Source organism: Acinetobacter amyesii, from assembly GCF_002018365.1.
GTDB lineage: Bacteria > Pseudomonadota > Gammaproteobacteria > Pseudomonadales > Moraxellaceae > Acinetobacter > Acinetobacter amyesii.
The window spans coordinates 361,512-383,968 of the sequence record NZ_MVKX01000001.1 but is presented as its reverse complement, the minus strand read 5'-3'; the positions used below and the strand labels follow the sequence as shown (position 1 = coordinate 383,968).

Below are 22,457 nucleotides of genomic sequence, written 5' to 3'. Positions count from 1 at the left end.
GATGCTAAATATAAAGGACACTTGAATTACATGCGTATTAAACATTTAACGCTTTCACTTTTTTTTGCAGGTTTAAGTACAAGCCTCTTTGCTCAACCTGTATTGGTTAAAACTGAACAAGCCATTGAAGAATATAAATTAGACAACGGTTTTCGTGTGGTTTTAGCGCAAAACGATAAAGAAAGCAAAGTGTTTATGAATACGGTGTATTTCACGGGTTCATTAAATGACCCTGCGGGCAAAGGTGGTTTGGCACATTTGCTTGAACATTTAGCTTTTAAAGGCACTGAAAATGTCAAAGGTGATGAATTTCAACGTCGCTTAGATCAATTCACGCTGATGACCAATGCCAGTACGGATTATTATTCAACGAAATACACTAATGTGATTCGTCCTGAACAAAGTTCGATCGATCAAGTTTTGCATTTAGAAGCAGAACGGATGGATAAATTGGTACTTCAGGAAAAATTTGTACCGACAGAAATTGATATCGTTAAACGTGAACGTGAAATTCGTTTAGATCAGCCATTTTCAGTGTTAATCGACCAAGTATTAAAAGAAGCCTATGGTAATCAATCTTTAGGTCGTTTACCGATTGGTGATTTGAAAGAGCTTCAATCGATCAATATGAACGAATTAAATCAGTTTTATCGTCGTTGGTATGCGCCAAATAATGCAGTGATGGTGATTTCTGGTAAGTTTGATAAAGCGGCTGTATTAAAACAAATTGATCAACAATTTAGCCCAATTGCCGCACGCCAAATTCCTGAACAAGCCAAAGTCCCTAAATTAGATGGAACGAAATTAAAGCAACGCGAATTTACCGTTCATAAGGGCAGTGACTTTGGCAAATTTAATATTTATTTAAATGGTGCAGTCGAACCGATTAAAGCTGCTTTGGCGGTATCTCCTACCTTGTATACCTTACAGCCAAGTGGACATTTGTATCAAAGCATGGTGGAAACAGGGACAGCAACCGCAGTTCAATCCACCACATGGTTAGATAAAGATTTTAATTTGGTATTTATGGGGGCGATATATGGCCCAAGTCATGATGCAAACAAAGTGGCAACCAGTCTTGCACAGGGCGTGGAGCAGAACAAAGCATTTAATGATGTCGAGCTGAACCGTGTTAAAAGCCTGACTCGAAATATGGCTGACAATGTCAAAAATAGCGCAACAGCACTTGGCGAACGTCTCAGTTCTTATACTGTGGCTTATAACGGGGACTGGTCTCAATATTTCAGAGACTTAGAAAAAGTACAAAAGCTGAATGTAAGCGACGTGAATCAGGTGTATAAGGACTTTCTAAAGCCTGAATACCGCGTTACAGGAAATATTCTACCGACACCTGAAGATCAAAAGAAAGCACAGCAACAGGCTGCGTCAAAACCAGCTGAAACTTTAGATCAGCAAGCGCCTGCAGAAGAGCCATTGAAAGATGCGAGTGTTTATCGTGCTGAAGTGAAGCAATATGTTGCTGAGTCTAAGCAATATTTAAATCAGAAAGAAAAACAGATTCAGCGCGCTAAATTTAAAAACGGCATACAGTATGCATTGTTTCCAACTAAAACCCGTGATGACAAAACCTATGCCACGATTGCATTGGATTTTGGTACAGCACAAAGCTTAATGAATAAAGGGGAGTTGCTAGATTTAACAGCTTACCTTATGTTCCGTGCATCTAAAGATCAAAGCTTGCAGCAAATTGCCGATAAAATTATTGATGTCGGTGGCGGTGCAACGGTCAGTGCAAATGATAATGGCCTCATGATTCAAGTGGTTGCTCGTAAAGAAAAATTTGCTGAATTTTTGCAATATGTCATTGATGTTATTAAAGCGCCAGCTTTTGAACAATCACAATTTGATTTAATCAAAGCGCAAAGTTTGTCGAGTTTGGATCGACCTTATACAGAGCCGGATACCGTTGCAGCAATGACTTTGTCGCGTATTGTCGAGATCTATCAGCCGGGGGATATTCGTTATCACTTCGAACCTGAACTTGCGAAAAAACAAATTGAGTCAGCTACACGTGATCAAGTGGAGCAGTTACATCAAAAATTCTTTAAAACACAGCATGCACAAATTGCGGTAACAGGTGATTTTGATACTAAGCAAATAGAAAAAATTCTGAAAAAAGAATTTGCAGATTGGAAAACTAGCGAGCCATATCAACGCTTAGAGTCTACGTTTACGACATATCCTGCACAGAAAGTGCATGCATTGTCTGAACAGCGTGAGTTTGGTAGTTACCAAGCCATTATGACTCTACCTGTAGGTGTGGAGCATACCGATTCTCCTGCGCTACAAGTATTACGCCACATACTTGGTGATTCACAGTTGTCTTCACGTCTAGCTCAAGAGTTGCGTGAAAAGAATGCACTAGTTTATGGTTTTAGTGCAGACATTAATTTTGATGAATGGGTGAATTCGGGTGTACTGAGTATTGATGCAAATTACACTGCGGGTAAATCAGCACAAGTTTCTCAGTCTGTTCATAAAGTTTTGCAAAACTTATTGAAAAATGGCGTGACGGAACAGGAAGTAGAAGCAGCCAAAGCCAGTATTTTGAAAAAGCGTTTAACTGCACTTGAAGATGACCGTCGCATTCATAGCATGTTGATTCCACAGTTAGAAAAAGGTCGTGACCTAAACTATCGTGAAAAACGTGATCAACGCATTGCTGCTTTGAGCAAAGCGGATATTGATGCTGTCATCAAAAAATATATTCAACCTGAACATTTGGTAGAAGTGATGTCTGACCAATATGGTCAAGCCGCAAAATCTACTCAAAAATAAACCGAATAAAAAAATCCTCCAGATGGAGGATTTTTTTTGAGCTGCAATGGATAGATTTATAGCAAGATTATCTAAACGAACTTATAGGCGATAGAACTGACGGGCATTTTGTTGGAAGACTAAAGTCAGTGCATCAGGATCATAACTCGCGACTGCATCTGAAAAGGCATCAATAATATTCACCAAGGATGCACTCACACTATCCATCGGGAAGTTAGAACCAAACATCACACGGTATTTCCCAAAGCATTGTAGAGCATGAGAAATAAGCGGGAAGGCACAATCGAAAATCTCTTGTTTGGAAGCAAGGCGTTGTTCTTTATGAAACTGATGACCCAGCACCGGCATGAATAAACCAGACATTTTGGTATAAACATTTGGGCAACTTGCCAGTTCGGCTAAATCATCTTTCCAACGAAACAAGATATTGTCACGTGAAGTTTGGGTTAAGCCTGTATGTGAGCCAACAGCGCCAAAGGCACCCACAGGTGTTCCAAAATGATCCAGCACGATTGATGTTTCAGGGAAAGCACGTGCTAAAGCGGTTAAATCACGAATCTGGTCTGAATAAACCCATGCATCAAAACTTAAGTTCATTTGAGCAAGAGCTTCAAAACCTTTCATAAATTTTTTATTGGTATAGAGATGCGGTTCATTGGTCCATGCATGAACTTTCGGGTCTTCATGTACAGCTGCCATTTTTCGTATGCCACGAAAATGTGGGGAAGCTTGTTTATGCATTTTAAGAATTTTCTTAAAACTACTGTCACATGGGTCTGCAGTGCCGACTATGGCACCAAGTTTAATCTTTTGAGCGTTAAAGTCTAAGGATTCAATAAACTTGGTTTCACCAACCACCCCTTTGCCTTTATTGTCATGCCAGCTTGCTTCTACATGTACGATTTGATCAACCAAATAATGTCCTGCATCTTGCTTATAATTTTCAGGCAAATACGGTGTTGTGACATGTTTGGTTAAGCCAACAGTGTCTATTAACTCTTGCGGCTTAACTAAGCGCATCATTTTGTCGAGCAAGTAGGGATGTTTACCCAATAATTTCACGGCAAGTGAGGCGGCATGTGGGGTATTGTACGGATCCCATTGATGTATATGTGAATCCACGATGGCAAAATCGAGCGTCTGCATTGCTATCCTTGTCCTTAAAACCATGTCCATTTCTTGCGTATTTCATTGTATTTTCGAATACGCGAGGCACTGAAAATAGTTTGAATGATGAAAATACAACGTTATAACTGAATATTAAATCAAAGCTTTGTGAAAGAGAAGTTGTATAAAAAAAGCCCCGAAGGGCTTTTGATTAATGCTGATGATCGTGGTCGTGATCATGCTTATTTGCATGGAATTCTTCGTTATGACGGAAGCGAAGATAGTTTTCAAACTGTTCGCAATATTCATCATAATTATCTTCAAGCATCATTTGAAATTGTTGAAGAATATAAGACATCACTTGATCTTTGGCATCACGCATTTCTTTGCCATCTTTGAAGCCATTTGCAGCAACCCAAGTATTAAAACGAGCGGTACCAAATAACATGGCAGCGCTCACTTGACCGCGCATTTCTGCCGGTTTGACTTGAGAACCCTTTTCAACACGACAAAATTCATTGGCTTGTTTAATAAATTCATCCGCACGTTCAAAGAAAGCTGCATTCAACGCTTCTTCTTCGGTTACATCAGTAGCTTCAATCTTTTGAACCATGAATGTGTCCTAGCATAAAAATCTAATGCAGTATTATAGGCAAAGCCTTGCAGAAACTAAACCTTTGACTTAATCTAAAAAATAGCCTAAGTGAAAATGGAATGCTTCATGCAAGACGCAATCGCAGTGCAAACTCTGAAAAGTGATATTGCATTACTTCGACAAAATATTTGGCCGCCCTCAACCTTAGCCAATGTAGAAGGGCTGCCCATTTATTATGGTACACAGTCTGAAGTAGCTGAATATTATGCGCAGTGGACAGGTTTAATTGAACGTGCTCAAGACTTATTTCAGCCCTTTATGGAAGATGAAGTCCTTGATGCAATCCATTTGCCGAGTCATTTGAATCTGCCGCTTTTTTATTTTCATGTGGATCGTATTCGAATCAACAAAACACGTGCGAAAGAATCTAAAACCTTTAGGGGTATTGCTAGCTTAGTTGAAAAATGTGGGCAGTTTGAAGCAGATCAAATTCAAGCGATGCGACTATGGCTAGATAGCGATGACACGGCAGCTTTGGTCGCACACCGTGAATTTATTGACCTCAGAATCTATGTATTTCAACATGGGCAAAGTGATTACACCCGTACGCGTTTTTACGTGAATGGCATTGTACTCAGTGTCGAAAACGACTTTAAATTGGTGGATGCCCGTGATAAACCACGTAAAGCCCGTAGTGATAGCTATAGCGACCCTTTAGCAGATAACAATACGTGGAAAATCTTTGGGAAATATCGTTAATCAAATGTATTGACATTATCATTTAGAGCGTGGACTTAGTTCGCTGCACAAGGAAGCTTCGGATTATTTAAGCCACGCCCTAAAGTGAATATAGCCACTATGGCAAATGCGACAAAGATCATGACTGAATACAATAAGGTATTGGCATTAAAATGATCGACAATATAGCCGCCAAACAGAGAGCCACACGCGATCATGAGTTGGAAAATACCAATAAACAGCGGCATGCCTTTTTCAACTGCTTCAGGGGCATGTACAAACATCCAGATATTGGCCGTTGTAGGAAATGCCCCAAAGGCGAAACCCCATAATGCTGTTAAAAGATATGCACCGAATAAGTGAACTGCAAAGTGTGGGAAGCTAAAAAATACCACGATAAAACTGAAGGCGACAAAAGCAAGGGTATAGCGGACATTGATGTTACTGCTATAACCTGCAAATAAATTACCAAAGAAACCTGCGATGCCGTAGATCAATAATAATGAACTGATGGTGGTCGGATCAAAGCCTGCATGATTCTTAAAAAATGGGGCGAGATAACTATAAGAAGAAAAATGAGCAAAACCAATTAATAAAATAATAATTAGGCCTTTACGTGCTTTATCATGTTGAATCAGTGCAGGTAAATCACTAAATCGAATAGCCGATGTCGGTGGAAGTTTTGGGAGAAATTTGATTTCTAAAACTAAGATGATGATGCCAATCGCTGCAATGATTTGAAACGCGCTCCGCCAACCTAACCAGTCACTTAGCCATGTACCTAGTGGAACACCTAAAACCGTCGCTAAAGTGACGCCAGCCATGACGATTGCAGTCGCTTTGGCTATGGCGAGATGACTGGGTGCGACACGTCCACTTAAGGCTATGGCTGTTGCCCAAAATCCACCGATAGCTATACCCAGTAGAAAACGGCTAAACAGCAACAGCGCAAAGCTTTCTGCGAAGCCAGTTATAAAATTAGAAATGACCATAATCACGGTTAAAGCAATCAGTAAGATACGACGGTCAAGTTGCTTCACAGCAACAGAAAGCAGGGGCGCTGCGATCGCACCCATAATGCCAGGGAGGGTAATCACCCAACCTGCGGTACCTACACTAATCTTTAAATCTTGAGCAATGGCATTTAACACGCCAATGGGTAAAAACTCACTGGTGACTAGTGCGAAAGCTGTAATGGCAACCGTGAGGATTGCAAACCAATTCCCTTGATTGGGAGAAGATTCATCAGGCTGCTGCGTCAACGGTTCATCTGGTTTTAAAGCTGTAGCATGCGTATTCATAGCGTTACACCTTAATTATTTAATTTAATAGTGACTGTTATAAAAATAAACTATTTGATTAAATTGTGAGCGTCAATTATTTTATTAGTGAACGTTATAAAATATAAATGTTAGCTTATGATGAATGATTCAAAGCAAGAAAATCAGCACGCTAATTCAGCCGATTCGGTCAAGAAGCGTGGACGTCCTAAATGTTTTAATGAACAGCAAGCTTTGGAAAAAGCCATGATGTTGTTTTGGCAATTTGGCTATGAAGGGACATCCATCAGTGATTTGACTCAAGCTTTGAATATCACCGCACCTAGCTTATATGGCACATTTGGCGATAAAGCGGCGCTCTTTGAAAAATGCATTGAATACTATAGTGAACACGAAGTTCAGCCCGCCGAAAAAATTCTACAAGCAGGTCAAACAGCTAAAATTGCGATGGAATTGTACCTGTACGATAGTATTCAGCATTTGGTGCAAACCAATAAACCTAAAGGTTGTATGGTCGTGGTAGCAACAATGAATTGTTCACAGCAGAACCAAACCATACAGGAACAGCTCAAACAACGTCGTGCCTATACCAAAACAAAAATTATGGATCGGCTCGCTATAGGTGTGCAAAATTCGGAAATTGAAAGTTTGGCTCATGCAGAGCAATTGACTGATTTTTATATGACCTTATTGCAAGGGATGACGATACAAGCACGTGATGGTATGGCCTTGACGCAATTACAGCGTATGGTGAGTAATGCGATGAAATCATGGGGATTATTAGCACAAGGTCAAATCAGTATAGATTATGAATTAAACCCCCAATAGCAGCGTAGCCTTATCGCAATATTCTTAGTTTTTTTGAATGACTGATATGCAAATACTATGTTGAAGTTCATTTGCAAGGGTGAATTTTAATGTCACCCAATTCCATCACACTGATATAACCATCAACCGCAATTAAATTATCGCTTTGACTCGATAGGGTGAGACATTCTCCAGACTTGACGCTAGATAGTAACTGACCTTGTTGTGGATTCAAGTTCATGCTGTAAATACTCAGTGTGCCAGCATCGGTTTTGATTTGGTAAGACTCATCACCATAGTCCTCATTATTATTGCGCAGGACTTTAAAGGTTCGTCGTGTCTGATCAAAGTTTTGAGTTGGAGAAAGCGGCTTTTCGACTTGTAAGGATGCCGTGCGCCTTAATTCGGTGCTTTGCACAGGCTTATGTTGTTCACTACAAGCACTCAGTAATGGGAAAAGGATAAAAATAAGTGAAAATGAAAATAGGGGATGAATTACAGGTATGTGACTTTTCAACATAAAACCACCCTGAATCTAATTTTTCAGATAGCTTATTTTAAAAGTTTTTATCCAGAAAACAAAAATAATAGCTTCTCAAAATATTTCAATGTAACTGAGTCAAACTAAAGAAATGATGAATTGAAATTAGCCGACTTTGAATCTGATTGTTCAACAAATGAATATCTTTATGACAATGTAGGATACAAATAAAAAGGGAGACTCATTGAATCTCCCTTAGGTTTTATTTAATGAGTTTTCGACTCACAAGGAATTGCTCTGTCGCTTCTAATAGCTTATCTGCATAAACCTCTTGTTTTGCAGTCAACCAGCCGAGAACAAACCAATCGCTAGCTTCAAGTTCTGTTTGCTGAATATATTGTGCAGAAGAGGAAAGGACTTGATATTCCTGAGCCGCGACTTGTGCATCATTGAGCGCTTTACTATATTTCTGCAAGTTTTTTACATCATAAATCGACGTCAAAATAGGGAAGCTAAATTTAAGCTCTTGTATGCGCTGAGAAAGCACATCTAAGCTTTCAAAATTGTTAATGTCAGCATCATTTAAAGCCTCTTGCAGGGCTTTATATTGGTTTTGCAGAGTAGTTTGAGCATACCATTTAAAATCATGTTGTTGCGGTGCTTCATCGACTTTCAAACTAAACATTAAAAGCTCAAGATAATGATGCACATTTTGAGTCGATTTAACCAAATTGCCTAACTTCTCTTTGGCATACAAAATATCTTTGGTTAAATTTTCTGAGGTCGTTGGGTTTTGTAAAAAGCCACCCAAGGTATTTTGCATGTGCTCAAAATGGTGTAATTGTTCAAACTGCTGTTTAAATGCGCCCAATTGCACAGCCCATTTTTCAACGATATCGCTGTTCCAATCTTTAAACAGCGAAATGGTCAATTGTAAATGATGGAGTGCTTTTTGAGCTTGTGTAATGTGCTCGGCCTGAGCAACACCTGCAGAAATTGCGGCAATATTAGGCAGAAAGTGCTGCATTTCCTGTACAATTAAAAGTCGTAAGTTTTTTGCGGCAGTGTCTTTTTTACTGAGTTGAAACTCTTTAGCCTCAACTGATGGACTCACAGTTTGACTCAATGCCAACAAGTTGCCAATTTCGGCTTTACTGCGAACATCTAACCATAAATGGTACTTTTTAACCCATTCAAAACTAAAGGCAAGGAGTGATTGAATAGAGCCACTTTTAAGCTCAAATTCTACTTCGTGAACCTCTGTTTCTGTATTGTTGCTACGGATACAGCCGACATCTAAGCTAACTTCGATCTTGGCGTCTTCAAACTCTATGACGCGATAAGTTCTCAGAATGTCTGTTTCAAATTGAAGTTGTAGCGAATCTTGCTGATCACCTAAAGTGGTTTTTAAAACTGACTGAACTTCAGCTTCATTGCTATAAACAGATAAATCTAAGGCAGGGGCTTGTTCAAGCTCGCCCAAATCTAAGTTATGTTCAAAGCGTTCAATGTGACTTTTACCTGCAGCTTTCAGGGTTTGAATCCAGCGCGTTCCTTCTAAACGTTGACGCAAGGCTGCATGCTGCTGGGCCATTTTTCGATCTGGGGTATCAAAATATTTAGCTTTAAGTTGAATTTGTTCCGATTTTTTTGGATCGAGTGCTTTTAGTAATGCAGTTCGACGTGCTTCTGGAATCTGGAACTTTAATTCAACTTCAACCATGGTTTTCTGTCCTGATGTCACAACTTCATGATCTGGCATGAAGCGATCTTTAAATTTTTATAAAAATGAAAAACTAAAATGTGCGTAAATTTTCTATCAGCTAAACGCGTATCGATTGTAGCGAAAAACAGTTGAGAAGTAAGACTTGACGGATTTGAAAACTCTGCTTTTGGACTAAGAAAAGTTTTAAAAGATGGATATTCCATCAATTGTATAATTCACAATGGTTCGACTTTCATGGGATCAAAATAAAATTTTACGCCTTTAAAGTGGGCGAGTTTTGAGCTATGTTGGTTAAAATAAGTTCAGGATGAGCACAAAATGAATTCACAAGTACAACCCGAGTTTAATCAAAATTTAAAGCCCGAATTTCAGTTACCTATTCGTGACTATTCGCAATTTTATCGATTTTATTTGACTGAACATCGAAATATCATGAGTCGACGTTTACATGCCACAGGCAGCAGTATAGGACTCTATTTCTTCGCAAAAGCAATTTTAAAAAAACAACCGAAGTATTTTGCTTATGGCCTGGTTTCAGGCTATGCCTGTGCATGGGTCGGACATTTTTTCTTTGAAAAAAATAAGCCAGCAAGTTTCAAGCAACCTTTGTACAGTTTTATTTCTGATTGGCGCATGCTGTCTGATATTGTGAAGGGAAACTTAAGCTTAAAAGACCGTAATTTAGATAAGATTGATAGTTAATTATTTATTAATCAAACGTTTAATTTTTATGGATCTACGTGTGATTTTTTTGAGTAAATGACTTGCAAAATTAGAGTGATTAGTCTAATAATGTTCATATTGTTTATTTACTTCCTGTCTATAAGATGAAAAGTCGATAAACCCCAGTTTTCCGAGCCTAGAGTGACCTTCTCTAGGCTTTTTTTATGGCCTTAGAAAAGGTCTATTGTTTGAAAGATATAACAATAAAAATTTTCATAAAATAGGCTAGACTTTTTGATGCTCTGAACGCTCCCCAAAACGTTTCTTACCAAGCACCAAAAAGTCTAATAGGTTACACATTTTTATTTTTATAAAGTTTTGTGTTTTTATGCGCTGCGTTTTGTGTTCTTCTGTTGCACTATTAAATAATTTGTATCAGTTTTGTTCTATACCTGAAAATAGGTATTTTTTGCCATTTTCTACAGAAAATTCAATTAAACATTTATATAAGCAGTCCTGTGAAAAGGAATATAACTTTCACAGCGGCAAAACATTAAAATTTTATGCCCCAAGCAACATTTCATAGACCTAATCGTTATAATATTCAAAAGTTTTAAGTTGTGATTGAACTATGCGTGGTTTATACCTCATTACCAATGATGATCCTATCGAATTGCTTTTAGCCAAGCTCGAAGGCGCGATGGCAACTTATGAAGTTGCTGTTTTGCAATATCGCCGTAAAAAAGTGGCAAAGGAAGATCAGGCTTATGAAATTGAATACATGAAAAATATGTGTAATCAATACAAAGTGCCTTTTGTTATTAATGACGATTTAGAAACCGCAGTTCAATATGGTGTGGGTGTCCATTTAGGGCAAGATGACGGTTCAATTGCTGAAGCTGTAGCACGCTTACCTAAAAATGTTTTGATCGGTCGAAGCTGCAATAACTCTTTAGAACTGGCTGAGCAGGCGATTGCAGACGGTGCAAACTATGTGGCTTTTGGCGCCATTTTTGCAACTGAAACTAAGCCTGAAGCAGGCAATATTGGCTTAGAAACGCTAAAACAAGCCAAAGCGAAACTAAATGTACCTATTTGTGCAATTGGTGGATTAACTGTAGAAAATTCTGCTGAAGTGATTGAAGCAGGTGCTGATCTTTGTGCTGTGATTAGTGATGTATTAGGTCGTTCAATGTCTGCTGTCAGCAGTCGTGTTTATGAATGGTCTGAGCTTTTTGCTGAACAAGCTTAATTTTATTTTTTAGATTGAATAAGTAGAGAATTTTTATGAGCTTATCTGCTAAGCAAGAACAATTATTTAAACAAGCCAGTAAGCATATTCCTGGCGGCGTAAACTCTCCTGTACGCGCATTTAATGGTGTAGGCGGTACACCGGTATTTATCGAAAAAGCGCAAGGCGCATATCTCTATGACGTCGACGGCAAACGCTATGTCGACTATGTCGGTTCTTGGGGGCCAATGATTTTAGGCCATGCACAGCCAGACATTATCAAAGCAGTACAAGAAGCAGCTGTCGATGGTTTGAGTTTTGGTGCGCCAACCGTTCATGAAACGACTTTGGCGGATATTATTTGCGAAATTATGCCGTCTATTGAATTGGTTCGTATGACCAACTCAGGGACTGAAGCAACCATGACAGCCATTCGTCTTGCTCGTGGCTACACCGGCCGTGACAAGATTGTAAAATTTGAAGGCTGTTACCATGGTCACTCAGACTCGCTTTTAGTAAAAGCAGGCTCAGGCTTGTTGACCAAGGGTGAAGGCGAAGCGACTTCTGCAGGTGTTCCGGCTGATTTTGCCAAACACACTTTAACACTGCCGTATAACGATATTGCTATGCTGAAAGAATGCTTTGCAAAATTCGGTTCAGAAATTGCAGGTGTAATTGTCGAGCCAGTTGCAGGCAACATGAATTTGGTGAAACCAATTGACGGTTTCTTACAAGCCATTCGCGATGTATGTGATGAACATGGTTCTGTGTTTATTATTGACGAAGTAATGACAGGTTTCCGTGTCGGTCTTGGCGGTGCGCAAGCGCATTATGGCGTAACACCTGATTTAACCACTTTAGGTAAAATTATTGGTGCTGGCCTACCTGTGGGTGCATTTGGCGGCAAGCGTGAAGTGATGGAATGCATTGCACCTCTTGGCAAAGTCTATCAAGCAGGCACATTGTCTGGTAACCCATTGGCTATGCGTGCCGGTATTGAGATGTTTAAACATCTGCGTAAGCCGGGCTTCTATGAAACTTTGACTGAAAAATTGGCAGGTTTGCTTGCTGGTTTACAGGCAGCTGCTGATGAAGCGGGCATTCCGTTCTTTACGCAGCAAGTGGGTGGTATGTTTGGTATTTACTTTACAGATCAAACTGAAATCACAGGTTTTGATTCAATTTTGAAATGTGATGTAGATGCATTCCGTACATTCTTCCACGGCATGCTGCAGCGCGGTGTAAACTTAGCGCCTTCAGCATTTGAAGCAGGTTTCTTCTCAAGCGCGCATAGCGATGAAGATATTGCGTTTACCATTGAAATGGCAAAAGAAGTTTTTGCTGAAATGAAGTAATTTTCATTTAAAACGGCAAATTCTGCTTTAGAATAAAGCCCGCAGCCTGCTGTGGGCTTTTTTGTTGTTTTAAGTTCAGCTTTTTAAGAAAAGGATTTTTAAATGAAAACCAAGCACTATTTAACTTTGGCAGATGCTGAATTTTTACTGAACACAGCACATGCTTATGCAGTAGAAAATGGTTTTAATGTCAGCATTGCGGTAACGGATGAAACAGGCAATTTGTTAGCGATGAAACGCATGGATGGCGCATCGCCCATGACAGCAAATTTATGTTTAGAAAAAGCCAAATGTTCAGCCATCAGTAAGCGCCCATCTAAATTGTTTGAAGATTTGATAAAAGGCGGGCAGATGGGTTTTCTGACGATGGAAACCTTTAACGGTATGCTGGAAGGTGGTGAACCGATTTTGTATGAAGGGCAATTAGTGGGTGCAATAGGTGTGTCTGGTGTGAAGTCATTTCAGGATGCAGAAATTGCACAGCAGGCGATTGAGAAGTTTTTAGCACAGTAAGACTAAGCATGATCTTGAGTGAAATAGATAATTTAGCCCAATCGATATGTTGGGCTTTTTTTTATTTTGATTTAAATGTATAGGAACTTCGCCCATAGCATTAAATCGAAATATTCTAAGATTGAGCCGAAGCATTCAGTATGAAATTGATAAATGCTTTGAGTTTAGAGGACTGATAGTTAGACTTTGGATAGAGTAAATAAAAAGGCCGAGTTGTTTGGCTATAAGGTTGGAGAACTTCCACCAACGCGCCGCTTTGTAATTCTTGCTCCACTGAAAATCGGTAGACCTGCATCAGTCCCGCACCTGATTTAGCTAAGATTAAGGTCGAGAGATAATCATCTTTACAGGTAATTTTTCCTTGCACATCAACCATAATTTTTTTGCCTGCATCCATGAGTGACCACGGTCCAGACTTACCTGAACTCGGCAATTCAAACAAAATACATTCGTGATGCTGTAAGTCTTCGATGCTCATAGGTGCAGGGTGCCTTTTCAAATATTCAGGTGTAGCAACAATGCATAATTCAGCATCTTCAAGTTTTCGTGCAATTAAGCCAGAGTCGGTTAACTCATTACCGCGAATCGCAATGTCATAATCATCAGTTACTAAATTTACATTATGGTTGCTGACATGAATCTCGAGCTTGATGTGTGGAAACAGCTCGGCAAATTTAGCCATTTTAGGCAGCAGTCGATAATGTGCATAAGCTGTAGGTACGCTAATTTTCAGTAAGCCGATGGGGTGTTCCTGCTCGCCGCTGATTTGCATTTCACCTTCGAGTAAGCTGTTAAGGGCTTGTTTGCAAAAATAATAATAATGCTGCCCAGCATCGGTAATTTTAAGTTGGCGTGTAGTGCGGACAAATAGCTTTACCCCAAATTTTGCTTCTATGCGTGATATCGCTCTACTGACTGCGGCAGGAGAAATGCCTGCTGCAATTGCTGCAGCAGAGAAACTTTTCTTTTCCACGGTTAAACAAAATAATTCAAGACTGCCGATTTGCAGATCATCATAGTGACGCAACATAATATTTCTTCTTATTAATTACATGATGTAATAAGTAAATTAAATTTGAAGGTCTTTTTCAAGAATTTATTTTCGATAAAGTGGGTTTAACAGCTGATTCAGCACTGGCTGAGAGCAATTATTTATACAACTCCACAACGAATATCGGAGATACACATGGCGATTCTCAACTACGAAACAGGCCCGATTCAGGCAGAAGCAGCGTTTACTTCAGACTTCCCAGTTGCAAATGAAATCAAGATGCATGATTTAGTGAATATGCAGGAAATTGAACGTCGCAGCATGGATGTGCGTCCGGGCATGCGCCACAAATATATGCCACTTGGTTTTGATCGTTTTAGTGGTGCGCTTTGGACTGGTGGACGCTACTTATTTGATACTTGTGAAAATGTAAAAGATTATGAGCATTTCACCAGTGAAGAATTGGAATTTGAGCCGAATGTAAAGTTTTGGAGCCGTCCATTTTTCTTGAATGTACAGCGATATATTTGGCGTGTTGCTGGTGCTCATGATTTTAAACCCTTAGCAACATCACATCATGTTGTGCGTTTTGAACGGTTTTCCACACAGCATGATCAGTTAGATCAGTTGTTAAAAGTGGTTTGGCCAACTTTGCGAGATCAAGCGCAGGTGCAAGGTTTGTCCAGTGTTTGGCTGATGTTTAATCAAGATGAAAAGCAAGTCAGTATTGTGACCGTGGCTGCCAAAGTGGATACAGGTAATGCGGCTGAAGATAGCATCAAGGCTTTGGCTAAACTTGAAAGCATGAACTCTTTGAGTGAATTGTTACCATCTGAGTTAGAGTTAACGCCACTATTTGACCGAACCAATCCAATACTTGCACAGTGGCTGCCTCTGTCTCGTGTTGCAGGCGGTGAACCTTCTGCACATCCGATGTCACCACCTTTGGCTGCACCGACCGTCGAACCTCAGTAATAAACACGATGGGCTGGCAAGAGTAGTGCTCTTGTCAGCATTAATATTGTAAGAAACTAGTCCAGAAAATATCGTTATAAAAAACCAAGTTTAGACTTGGTTTTTTATTGTTATTAGTATGTTTTATAAAGATATGATACAGTATTTGAATAACTGTATCATATTGATTTTGATGGATATAAATTTATTAATTAGAGTTGTATCCAAATTTTCTAGTCAATAGAGTATCTTTCCACCAACTTTCTCTACTTAATATCACTTTATCATCTGTTGTAGACTTAAAAATATCCAAAATTGAATACCTAAAGTTATTTTCAATATGTTCCTTTGAGAGTAGCTTTAATTGAACATTGCCACCATGTCTGCTTTTTACATAATTTTGCCATCTATTGAGTAACATATTCTCAGCATATGCAGAACCAACATACTTTTTCCCATTTGAAATGTCAGTGATTAAATACACTGCTTTTTGATTTTGTAAAGCAGTCTTCCATGAATCTTTTTCAATCACTCGTGTTAATTCTTGCCAAGAAATATTTATATTTTCATATCCTGGGAAAAGATCATTATCAAAGACATCAGGTAATATTTGATGAATTTCACAATCATTAATGATCGTTAGAGCATTTCGTATAAGTGTTTGTGATGAATTCTTATATTTAACAATGATTCGTCCAAAATATTTTCGATATTTTTCTAAGACTTCGAATTCATAACCAACATCATTGAATTTATTTAAATCTTTTGTAATCTTTCCGACATGAATTAATAACCATAAATCTTCATTTGGTTTTATTCGTATTAAACCAACAGTTATTTGACCATCTTTGTATGATTTTTTTGAACTATAGTTCCAATAGTGCCCTCTGAGAATCTCATCCATATTACCATCTTTAAATACTTCTATAGGGTTCCAATTTCCACCAAACATTACATTTAGTCTAATCTTTGTATTGTCAAGATCTTTGATTTGCAAAATATCATTTAACATGACTTTATGCTCTTTACTCAATAAATCAGCTAATTTATTTAACGCGATCAAAACTAATCCTGAACGTAGATTATGAGAAAGTGTACCTTCTACAAAACGTTCCATACGAATAATTGAGGTAAAAAAGGCTAGGATTGTATTTTGGTCAAAATTAGCTATTACTTCGTCAGTTATATCAGCATATTTGGATAAAACCTCTTGATAGTCAAAAATCATTTTATCTTCCATTAATTGGATGAAATATTTTTCAGCTATCTCTATAGGAAGTGTTTGATCCTTATTTAATAACTCTAAATCAGATCTAAATTTCAATAAGGATTCATACATAATAATCATAAAGTCTCTAAAATCGTTATTTGAAATAGTATTATATATTTTTTTGTGAAAAATATCACATTTGTGCGTCACAATTTGTCACTAATAAAGATGAAAACCTAATGGTGGTTGAGTTAAATAGCCAAGATAATAAAATATGAATTGCGTTTATTTCTAAATTTTCGTTTCATTTAGATAAGGGTGATATAAATAAAAATTGGTAAAAAAATTGTGTATAAATTTCCAAAAAATGGAATTATATTTAATATTTTTTACACTTTTAATGAAATATTTTTTCGTATAACCCTATTTGTTAATTAAAAAATGAATAACAAATAATACTAAATCTAAATTGGTTTTTTTTAAAATGAGGGATAATTATAAAAAATAATATTTTAATGAGTCGTTTAATTTACTCTTTTTCTAAGTAGATTAAAGATCATTAATAATGCCTGTACGAGACAATCGCAAATGTATATAAACAAAATCCAAGAAATAGGCCAAAAAGTAAATCATCATTAGCCGAAAGTCACTTTCAGATATGATTCTGCGTTAGCATAACAATTGTTCTAACATAAGTTTTGTACCGAGCCTATATGCTGTACCCAATGCCCAAAAAAATCCAATTTGCACCATCTCAAGCGAAATGGCAGCTGTCATCAACACAGTCGGTATTGGTGCTGGTTGGCTTACAAAATTTACGCATGCAGCAAGGTATACAAGATACGCAGTTGATGGAAAATTTGATCCAACTGACCAATAAAGCCAAAGCCTTAGAGATTCCCATTGTCGATTTATATGGCGATGATTTACTTCAAGGCATGCAGCAGCTTGGTGAATATGCAACAACACACCCGCAGCTCATCTTTGCAGGGCAAATTACGCCTATGCTGAAACAGATCTTGCCGCACCTATACAGCGTAACCGAGCAAATCTGTATCGTGGATGATGCGATTGCGATGAATAATCTGGAACAGCATATTCAGTGGGTGGACTCCATGTCAGGCCAAGGGATTCATCACATGAGTAGTTATAATTTGATGCGGCTTTGGAATCTGTCAGCACCAACGGAGTTCGTTTTGTCAGCCAAAGGCATATTATTGGCTATTGCAGAACAGTTAGATATGGATGCATTGGAAATAGATCCCTTAATCGATTTACGCAGTTATGGACTTGATTCCGTTGCCATGGTTAGCTTAATTGGTTTGTGGCGTGCCAATGGTGCAAACATTCGTTATGAAGACTTTTTAGTTGATGCGAGTTTAAAAGCATTGTTAGAAAAATTGCTCAGTACAGACTAAACAAAGCCAATTGGAATTATTTTTGTTCTAAATCGGAAAATACGTCGGGAAATATGCCTTTGTGCATTGTAATTGTTGGCTAAGCTTTTTATTATTGCCGCCTTGTTTTTCGAGATCAGAACTGGATTGAACTTTGAGTAATTTTCTAACCGAACACCTGATACATCGTGACACTGACTTTATGGTGATCCATAAACCAGCAGGTTTACTCACAGTTCCGGGAAAAACAGCAGATTTACAAGACTGTGTTATCAATCGATTATTAAAAATTGAGCCGAATACTTTGCTCATCCACCGTTTGGATCGTGATACCTCAGGTATTTTGGTTTTTGCATTAACCCGTCAAGGGCAAAATCGAATTTCACGCCAGTTCCAAGAACGTCAAACTTCAAAAACATATCAGGCATTGGTTGCGGGTACGCTCGAAGGTGAAGGTACTGTCGATGTACCCGTCGTGTATGACCCAGAACATCCGCCACTGCATATTGCCGATCCTGCACATAATAAGCCTGCACTTACGCATTGGAAAGCCACTGAACATTTTGAGATTCAGGGGCAAGCCGTAACACGTGTAGTTTTAACTCCTATTACCGGTCGATCACATCAGCTTCGTGTTCATATGCAATATTTAGGTCATCCTATTGTTGGTGATACTTTGTATGCAACTCCTGAACAACAACAGCTGATGCCGCGCTTATGTTTACATGCTGAGCGCTTGAGTTTTAACCATCCTGAAACAGAGCAAACAGTGGAATTTCACTGTCCTGTACCATTTTAGGAAAATCATTTAAATCCCTAAGAATTCTGCTCACTATTTAGTGGGCTTTATGTCAAAATATATTGCTTTATGGTCTAGATTTTTGCTCAAATAACGTTCACAGTTTGAGCATAATATTTTCAGACCGAACTTGAGAAAAAGGTGGAAAAATTGCAGCAGTTTGCTATTGGTCAACGTTGGTTATCAGATACAGAAACGGAACTGGGTTTAGGTGTTCTTATTGATGTTGATGAGCGATCGGTCAGCATTTTATTCCCGAAAAGTGATGAAACTCGTGTCTATGCCCGTCACAATGCACCTTTATCTCGTATTGTTTTCAATGTAAATGACGAAGTCCAAGACCAAGAAGGTCAAATTTGGATTGTCGAATCTCTTGAAGACCGTGGTGGCGTGGTGCGTTATAACGCGGTACGTAAACTTGCCGATGGTACAGAAGAGCGTAAAGCGCTGAATGAAACACGTATTGGTGCAAGTATTCAGTTAGCAAAACCATTAGATCGTTTGCTTGCAAGCCAAGTGGACTATAAAGAATGGTATGACCTGCGTATCGAAGCATTGCTTCTTCAAGCCAATATGAAGTCTAGCCCTTTACGTGGCCTAGTGGGTTCACGTGTGGGTCTCATTCCACACCAACTGTATATTGCGCATGAAGTGGGTAAGCGTTTTGCCCCACGTGTATTACTTGCTGACGAAGTCGGTTTAGGTAAAACCATCGAAGCAGGTCTGATTATTCATCAGCAACTCAAAACGGGTCGTTCAGAACGTATCTTGGTCTTAGTACCTGATTCATTGCAATATCAATGGATGATTGAAATGCGACGTCGTTTCAATCTTGAGTTCTCATTATTTGATCTAACACGTACAGCATCGATTAAAGAACACGATCCAGACCTCAACCCATTCTTAACAGAACAATGCATCATTGCTAGTGTTGATTTGATGATCGACCATGATGACTTGCGTGAACAAGCGCTTGAAGCTGGTTTTGATTTGCTTGTAGTCGATGAAGCCCATCATTTAATGTGGTCAGAAGAAGAAGGCGGCAATGACCGTTATGACCTTGTTGAAGAACTTGCTGAAAAAACGCCGGGTGTCTTGTTACTAACCGCAACGCCTGAACAATTAGGTGTGGAAAGTCACTTTGCACGTTTACGTTTACTTGATCCACAACGTTTTAGTTCACTTGATCGTTTCTTGGATGAAGAAGAGCAGTATCACCAAACAGCTAAAATTGCTGAAGTGCTGATGTCTGATCTGCCACTCGAAGAAGGGCATTTGGCAGCGATTGAAAGCCTATTAGGTCATCGAATTACTGACGAGCCAGAACAACGATTCCGTGCTATTCATGAGTTATTAGACCGTCATGGTACAGGTCGTATTTTATTCCGTAATACCCGTGAAGCGATTCAAGGCTTCCCAGGTCGTGACTGTCAGCCTGCGCCATTACCTGCACCTGAAAACTGGTCTAAAGATGGCAAGCTACGTGAACAAATGTGGCCTGAAGAAGCGCAGCTTGATGGCTCGTGGATGGAAACCGACCCACGTGTGATGTGGTTGATGGAGCGTCTGCGTACAGACCTGAAACACAAAAAAGTGTTATTGATTGCACGTAGTGGTCCAGTGGTTGAGTCTTTAGAAAATGTACTTCGTTTGCATGCGGGTATCCGCACAGCGATGTTCCATGAAGGCATGAGCTTATTAGAGCGTGACCAAGCAGCGGCTTACTTTGCAGAAGAGTCATATGGTGCGCAAATTTTACTCTGTTCAGAAATTGGTTCTGAGGGTCGTAACTTCCAGTTTGCATCTGACCTTGTGTTATTTGACTTACCTGCCAACCCAGACGTACTTGAACAACGTATTGGTCGTTTAGACCGTATTGGTCAAGAAAATCGTATTCAAATTCATGTGCCTTATCTGGTTGGTACTGCTCAAGAGCGTATGTTCCGTTGGTATAACGAAGCATTAAATATTTTCTGTAATATCTCGCCGACAGCGCAAACCTTACAAGAAAACTTTATCGTCAATCTGAAAGATTGTTTATTGGCAGATAAAGGCCAAGAGTTTGAAGATTTGCTCGAAGCGGTGAGTGTACAGCGTGAAGCGCTGGAAGCTGAACTTCAAGAAGGCCGTGACCGTTTGCTTGAGTACAATTCTTGCCGTCCAATTGTGGCGCAAGAAATTGTGACTGCACTTGAAGACTACGACGACAATACTACCTTGCCAATGTTTATGAAGCGCTTCATGGCGTCTACAAACATTGATTTTGATGAACAAAGTAATGGTACCGTGATCATCAAGCCAACGGATCAAATGCAAGTTCAAGGGCTGACTTTGGACGAAGAAGGCATGACGGCGACGTTCTATCGTGACCAAGCACAGATCCGTGAAGATGCTCAGTATCTAACACTTGAGCATCCATTCACTGAAAGTGTGATGGAAATGATTAACACACAAAGCTTTGGTAGTACCAACGTTGCTGTGTTGAAATCAGCAGCTTTACCACAAGGTTCTGTGTTAATGGAAGTGTGGTTTAAAGTCGATGTCGTTGCACCGAAAGCATTGAATTTGCCGTCAAGTTTGCCACAACAGTTGGTTCGTGTATTACTGAGTGAAAAAGGTCAGGATTTATCGCAAAAAATTGCACCTGAAATTTTACGTCCTTATTTACATCATCTTGATGGCAACAGTTGCCGCCAAGTGGTTAAGGCGCGTCGTGATGTCATTGAACAGCGTTATACACAAGCGCTTGAAATTGCTCGTGGTGCATTACCGGGCTTTAAACAACAAGCCAAAGAAATCTATGGTAGCAAATGGCAGTATGAAATTGACCGTTTGACTTATTTGAAGCAGTTCAACCCAAGTATTCGTGAAGACGAAATTGCACGTTTACAAAAACTGCAAAAAGAAGGTTTAACACTGCTTGATGGTCTGGCGGTTACACCAGAAGCGATTCAAATTATGGTAGTGGTTAAGCCATAAGTTAAGAATCTTAAAAAAGCACCTTAGGGTGCTTTTTTTTATGGCTAAAATTATAACTGTAAAATTAATCACGACAGATTTACGCTAAATCTAAGTTTTGTATTGTTTATTTTTAATCTAAATTGTCGACATCGGCATAAAAAAAGTAACTATTCTTCAGCAATTCTACAGCTTGATCAAAGTCTTCATGTTCATCCAACATATAAAATATGGCTTCGAGCTTTGTATAGTCCGGATGATTTTTTGCTAACTGAATTTGGATCGTACATCGGTCTGCTTGGCTGCGTGTTGCATAATGAGCAGTAAGTAAATCAAAGTTGATGTCATTGCATAGCGGCTTTTTTAAGGCAATGGCACCACAATAAGCATGTATTTCAGGTAATAAGCGTAAGACTAAATCTGCCTCTTTGCTTTCCGCCACGATGAGCTCTGGGTCTGCAGTCTTACACAAGGCCAGTATTTCTGTTAATAGGGTTGAGTCATCAAGTGTATGGTCTAACACGATGACTTTTTGCGGTTGGGTTAAATCAAAGTCATTTATTAAAATCATAAAACCTCCTGAAAATAGAATGGTTATGCTTTATTTATCTGCGCTATAAAATTAAATGGTGCTAAGTATCAAATCTAAAAAGTTACTAAAAATGGTTTTGGATAATGTGTTTAGTCTAAGAACTTTCAAAAGTTAATCATGTCGTAGAAATGCAACGTTTTTTGATTCGAAGCTCAGTTAAATACTGAAATTGTTAATATAGGGCGCTACGCTTCATGCTCATTGCTAGACCCAATATACATGCTTTGATTAGTAAAAGAATCGGCATCGCGACATAAGCTG

At 38.9% G+C, this 22,457-nt stretch carries 19 protein-coding genes and 1 pseudogene; 11 read left to right on the top strand and 9 right to left on the bottom strand.

Annotation, left to right across the window (positions count from 1 at the left end; translation table 11 throughout):
- Nucleotides 1–30: 30 nt before the first annotated feature.
- Nucleotides 31–2,799, top strand: coding sequence for a M16 family metallopeptidase (locus tag B1202_RS01820; RefSeq protein WP_078188840.1), 2,769 nt, complete (start codon nucleotides 31–33; stop codon nucleotides 2,797–2,799).
- An 81-nt stretch (nucleotides 2,800–2,880) separates the two neighbouring features.
- Here the strand turns inward: B1202_RS01820 and B1202_RS01815 are convergent, their stop codons facing one another.
- Both B1202_RS01815 and B1202_RS01810 read right to left on the bottom strand, forming a co-directional pair.
- Complete coding sequence (locus B1202_RS01815) at nucleotides 2,881–3,945, bottom strand: amidohydrolase family protein (protein WP_078188838.1); 1,065 nt, start codon at nucleotides 3,943–3,945, stop codon at nucleotides 2,881–2,883.
- Between the two features lie 172 nt (nucleotides 3,946–4,117).
- Nucleotides 4,118–4,519 (bottom strand): DUF3144 domain-containing protein, encoded by a 402-nt coding sequence (locus B1202_RS01810; protein WP_078188837.1) that lies wholly within the window; start codon nucleotides 4,517–4,519, stop codon nucleotides 4,118–4,120.
- 108 nt (nucleotides 4,520–4,627) lie between these two features.
- Here B1202_RS01810 and B1202_RS01805 point away from each other — a divergent pair, with 108 nt between their 5' ends.
- Complete coding sequence (locus B1202_RS01805; RefSeq protein WP_078188836.1) at nucleotides 4,628–5,260, top strand: hypothetical protein; 633 nt, start codon at nucleotides 4,628–4,630, stop codon at nucleotides 5,258–5,260.
- A 35-nt stretch (nucleotides 5,261–5,295) separates the two neighbouring features.
- On the opposite strand, the gene B1202_RS01800 is transcribed toward B1202_RS01805, so the two are convergent.
- Entirely contained in the window at nucleotides 5,296–6,540 is a 1,245-nt protein-coding gene (locus B1202_RS01800; RefSeq protein WP_078188834.1) for an MFS transporter, read from the bottom strand.
- Nucleotides 6,541–6,660: 120 nt separating this feature from the next.
- On the opposite strand from B1202_RS01800, the gene B1202_RS01795 reads away from it, so the two are divergent.
- Nucleotides 6,661–7,347 (top strand): TetR/AcrR family transcriptional regulator, encoded by a 687-nt coding sequence (locus B1202_RS01795; protein WP_078189210.1) that lies wholly within the window; start codon nucleotides 6,661–6,663, stop codon nucleotides 7,345–7,347.
- 67 nt (nucleotides 7,348–7,414) lie between these two features.
- Here B1202_RS01795 and B1202_RS01790 read toward each other — a convergent pair whose 3' ends face one another.
- Both B1202_RS01790 and B1202_RS01785 read right to left on the bottom strand, forming a co-directional pair.
- Nucleotides 7,415–7,846 carry a hypothetical protein gene (locus B1202_RS01790; protein ID WP_078188832.1) on the bottom strand — a complete coding sequence of 144 codons (432 nt, stop codon included), beginning with the start codon at nucleotides 7,844–7,846 and terminating at the stop codon, nucleotides 7,415–7,417.
- Between the two features lie 223 nt (nucleotides 7,847–8,069).
- Nucleotides 8,070–9,530: an inorganic triphosphatase gene (locus B1202_RS01785; RefSeq protein ID WP_078189209.1), complete on the bottom strand. Its 1,461-nt coding sequence runs from the start codon at nucleotides 9,528–9,530 to the stop codon at nucleotides 8,070–8,072.
- A 321-nt stretch (nucleotides 9,531–9,851) separates the two neighbouring features.
- Here B1202_RS01785 and B1202_RS01780 point away from each other — a divergent pair, with 321 nt between their 5' ends.
- The 4 genes from B1202_RS01780 (at nucleotide 9,852) to B1202_RS01765 (ending at nucleotide 13,295) form a co-directional block, all read left to right on the top strand.
- Nucleotides 9,852–10,235: a DUF962 domain-containing protein gene (locus tag B1202_RS01780; RefSeq protein ID WP_078188830.1), complete on the top strand. Its 384-nt coding sequence runs from the start codon at nucleotides 9,852–9,854 to the stop codon at nucleotides 10,233–10,235.
- A 592-nt stretch (nucleotides 10,236–10,827) separates the two neighbouring features.
- A complete protein-coding gene (gene thiE / locus B1202_RS01775; RefSeq protein ID WP_078188828.1) occupies nucleotides 10,828–11,448 on the top strand; it encodes a thiamine phosphate synthase in 621 nt (206 codons plus the stop codon).
- Nucleotides 11,449–11,483: 35 nt separating this feature from the next.
- On the top strand, nucleotides 11,484–12,782 hold the full coding sequence (hemL, locus tag B1202_RS01770) for a glutamate-1-semialdehyde 2,1-aminomutase (RefSeq protein WP_078188827.1): 1,299 nt from the start codon (nucleotides 11,484–11,486) through the stop codon (nucleotides 12,780–12,782).
- 102 nt (nucleotides 12,783–12,884) lie between these two features.
- Nucleotides 12,885–13,295 (top strand): GlcG/HbpS family heme-binding protein, encoded by a 411-nt coding sequence (locus tag B1202_RS01765; RefSeq protein ID WP_078188826.1) that lies wholly within the window; start codon nucleotides 12,885–12,887, stop codon nucleotides 13,293–13,295.
- Nucleotides 13,296–13,410: 115 nt separating this feature from the next.
- Here the strand turns inward: B1202_RS01765 and B1202_RS01760 are convergent, their stop codons facing one another.
- On the bottom strand, nucleotides 13,411–14,325 hold the full coding sequence (locus B1202_RS01760) for a LysR family transcriptional regulator (protein WP_078188825.1): 915 nt from the start codon (nucleotides 14,323–14,325) through the stop codon (nucleotides 13,411–13,413).
- A gap of 156 nt (nucleotides 14,326–14,481) precedes the next feature.
- Here B1202_RS01760 and B1202_RS01755 point away from each other — a divergent pair, with 156 nt between their 5' ends.
- Nucleotides 14,482–15,261: a hypothetical protein gene (locus B1202_RS01755; protein WP_078188824.1), complete on the top strand. Its 780-nt coding sequence runs from the start codon at nucleotides 14,482–14,484 to the stop codon at nucleotides 15,259–15,261.
- A 187-nt stretch (nucleotides 15,262–15,448) separates the two neighbouring features.
- On the opposite strand, the gene B1202_RS01750 is transcribed toward B1202_RS01755, so the two are convergent.
- Both B1202_RS01750 and B1202_RS16565 read right to left on the bottom strand, forming a co-directional pair.
- On the bottom strand, nucleotides 15,449–16,252 hold the full coding sequence (locus B1202_RS01750) for a GIY-YIG nuclease family protein (protein WP_228145125.1): 804 nt from the start codon (nucleotides 16,250–16,252) through the stop codon (nucleotides 15,449–15,451).
- A gap of 30 nt (nucleotides 16,253–16,282) precedes the next feature.
- Nucleotides 16,283–16,468, bottom strand: a pseudogene (locus tag B1202_RS16565) (DUF6508 domain-containing protein); the annotation flags it as partial.
- 695 nt (nucleotides 16,469–17,163) lie between these two features.
- Here B1202_RS16565 and B1202_RS01745 point away from each other — a divergent pair.
- The 3 genes from B1202_RS01745 (at nucleotide 17,164) to rapA (ending at nucleotide 21,625) form a co-directional block, all read left to right on the top strand.
- The gene (locus B1202_RS01745) at nucleotides 17,164–17,868 is read left to right on the top strand and encodes a phosphopantetheine-binding protein (RefSeq protein ID WP_078188822.1); all 705 of its coding nucleotides are present in this window, start codon (nucleotides 17,164–17,166) and stop codon (nucleotides 17,866–17,868) included.
- A gap of 133 nt (nucleotides 17,869–18,001) precedes the next feature.
- Complete coding sequence (locus B1202_RS01740; protein ID WP_078188821.1) at nucleotides 18,002–18,646, top strand: RluA family pseudouridine synthase; 645 nt, start codon at nucleotides 18,002–18,004, stop codon at nucleotides 18,644–18,646.
- 141 nt (nucleotides 18,647–18,787) lie between these two features.
- On the top strand, nucleotides 18,788–21,625 hold the full coding sequence (gene rapA / locus B1202_RS01735; protein ID WP_078188819.1) for an RNA polymerase-associated protein RapA: 2,838 nt from the start codon (nucleotides 18,788–18,790) through the stop codon (nucleotides 21,623–21,625).
- 112 nt (nucleotides 21,626–21,737) lie between these two features.
- Here the strand turns inward: rapA and B1202_RS01730 are convergent, their stop codons facing one another.
- Nucleotides 21,738–22,175, bottom strand: coding sequence for a hypothetical protein (locus B1202_RS01730; RefSeq protein ID WP_078188818.1), 438 nt, complete (start codon nucleotides 22,173–22,175; stop codon nucleotides 21,738–21,740).
- Between the last annotated feature and the right edge of the window lie 282 nt (nucleotides 22,176–22,457).

Bases quoted from the DNA above. Each gene is read 5' to 3' on its own strand.
- B1202_RS01730 (WP_078188818.1), bottom strand. From the start codon at position 22,175: ATGATTTTAATAAATGACTTTGATTTAACCCAACCGCAAAAAGTCATC.
- B1202_RS01785 (WP_078189209.1), bottom strand. From the start codon at position 9,530: ATGGTTGAAGTTGAATTAAAGTTCCAGATTCCAGAAGCACGTCGAACT.
- thiE (WP_078188828.1), top strand. From the start codon at position 10,828: ATGCGTGGTTTATACCTCATTACCAATGATGATCCTATCGAATTGCTT.
- B1202_RS01750 (WP_228145125.1), bottom strand. From the start codon at position 16,252: ATGTTAAATGATATTTTGCAAATCAAAGATCTTGACAATACAAAGATT.
- B1202_RS01795 (WP_078189210.1), top strand. From the start codon at position 6,661: ATGAATGATTCAAAGCAAGAAAATCAGCACGCTAATTCAGCCGATTCG.
- B1202_RS01815 (WP_078188838.1), bottom strand. From the start codon at position 3,945: ATGCAGACGCTCGATTTTGCCATCGTGGATTCACATATACATCAATGG.
- hemL (WP_078188827.1), top strand. From the start codon at position 11,484: ATGAGCTTATCTGCTAAGCAAGAACAATTATTTAAACAAGCCAGTAAG.
- B1202_RS01790 (WP_078188832.1), bottom strand. From the start codon at position 7,846: ATGTTGAAAAGTCACATACCTGTAATTCATCCCCTATTTTCATTTTCA.
- B1202_RS01820 (WP_078188840.1), top strand. From the start codon at position 31: ATGCGTATTAAACATTTAACGCTTTCACTTTTTTTTGCAGGTTTAAGT.
- B1202_RS01760 (WP_078188825.1), bottom strand. From the start codon at position 14,325: ATGTTGCGTCACTATGATGATCTGCAAATCGGCAGTCTTGAATTATTT.
- B1202_RS01745 (WP_078188822.1), top strand. From the start codon at position 17,164: ATGCTGTACCCAATGCCCAAAAAAATCCAATTTGCACCATCTCAAGCG.
- B1202_RS01755 (WP_078188824.1), top strand. From the start codon at position 14,482: ATGGCGATTCTCAACTACGAAACAGGCCCGATTCAGGCAGAAGCAGCG.
- B1202_RS01810 (WP_078188837.1), bottom strand. From the start codon at position 4,519: ATGGTTCAAAAGATTGAAGCTACTGATGTAACCGAAGAAGAAGCGTTG.
- B1202_RS01780 (WP_078188830.1), top strand. From the start codon at position 9,852: ATGAATTCACAAGTACAACCCGAGTTTAATCAAAATTTAAAGCCCGAA.
- B1202_RS01800 (WP_078188834.1), bottom strand. From the start codon at position 6,540: ATGAATACGCATGCTACAGCTTTAAAACCAGATGAACCGTTGACGCAG.
- B1202_RS01765 (WP_078188826.1), top strand. From the start codon at position 12,885: ATGAAAACCAAGCACTATTTAACTTTGGCAGATGCTGAATTTTTACTG.
- B1202_RS01805 (WP_078188836.1), top strand. From the start codon at position 4,628: ATGCAAGACGCAATCGCAGTGCAAACTCTGAAAAGTGATATTGCATTA.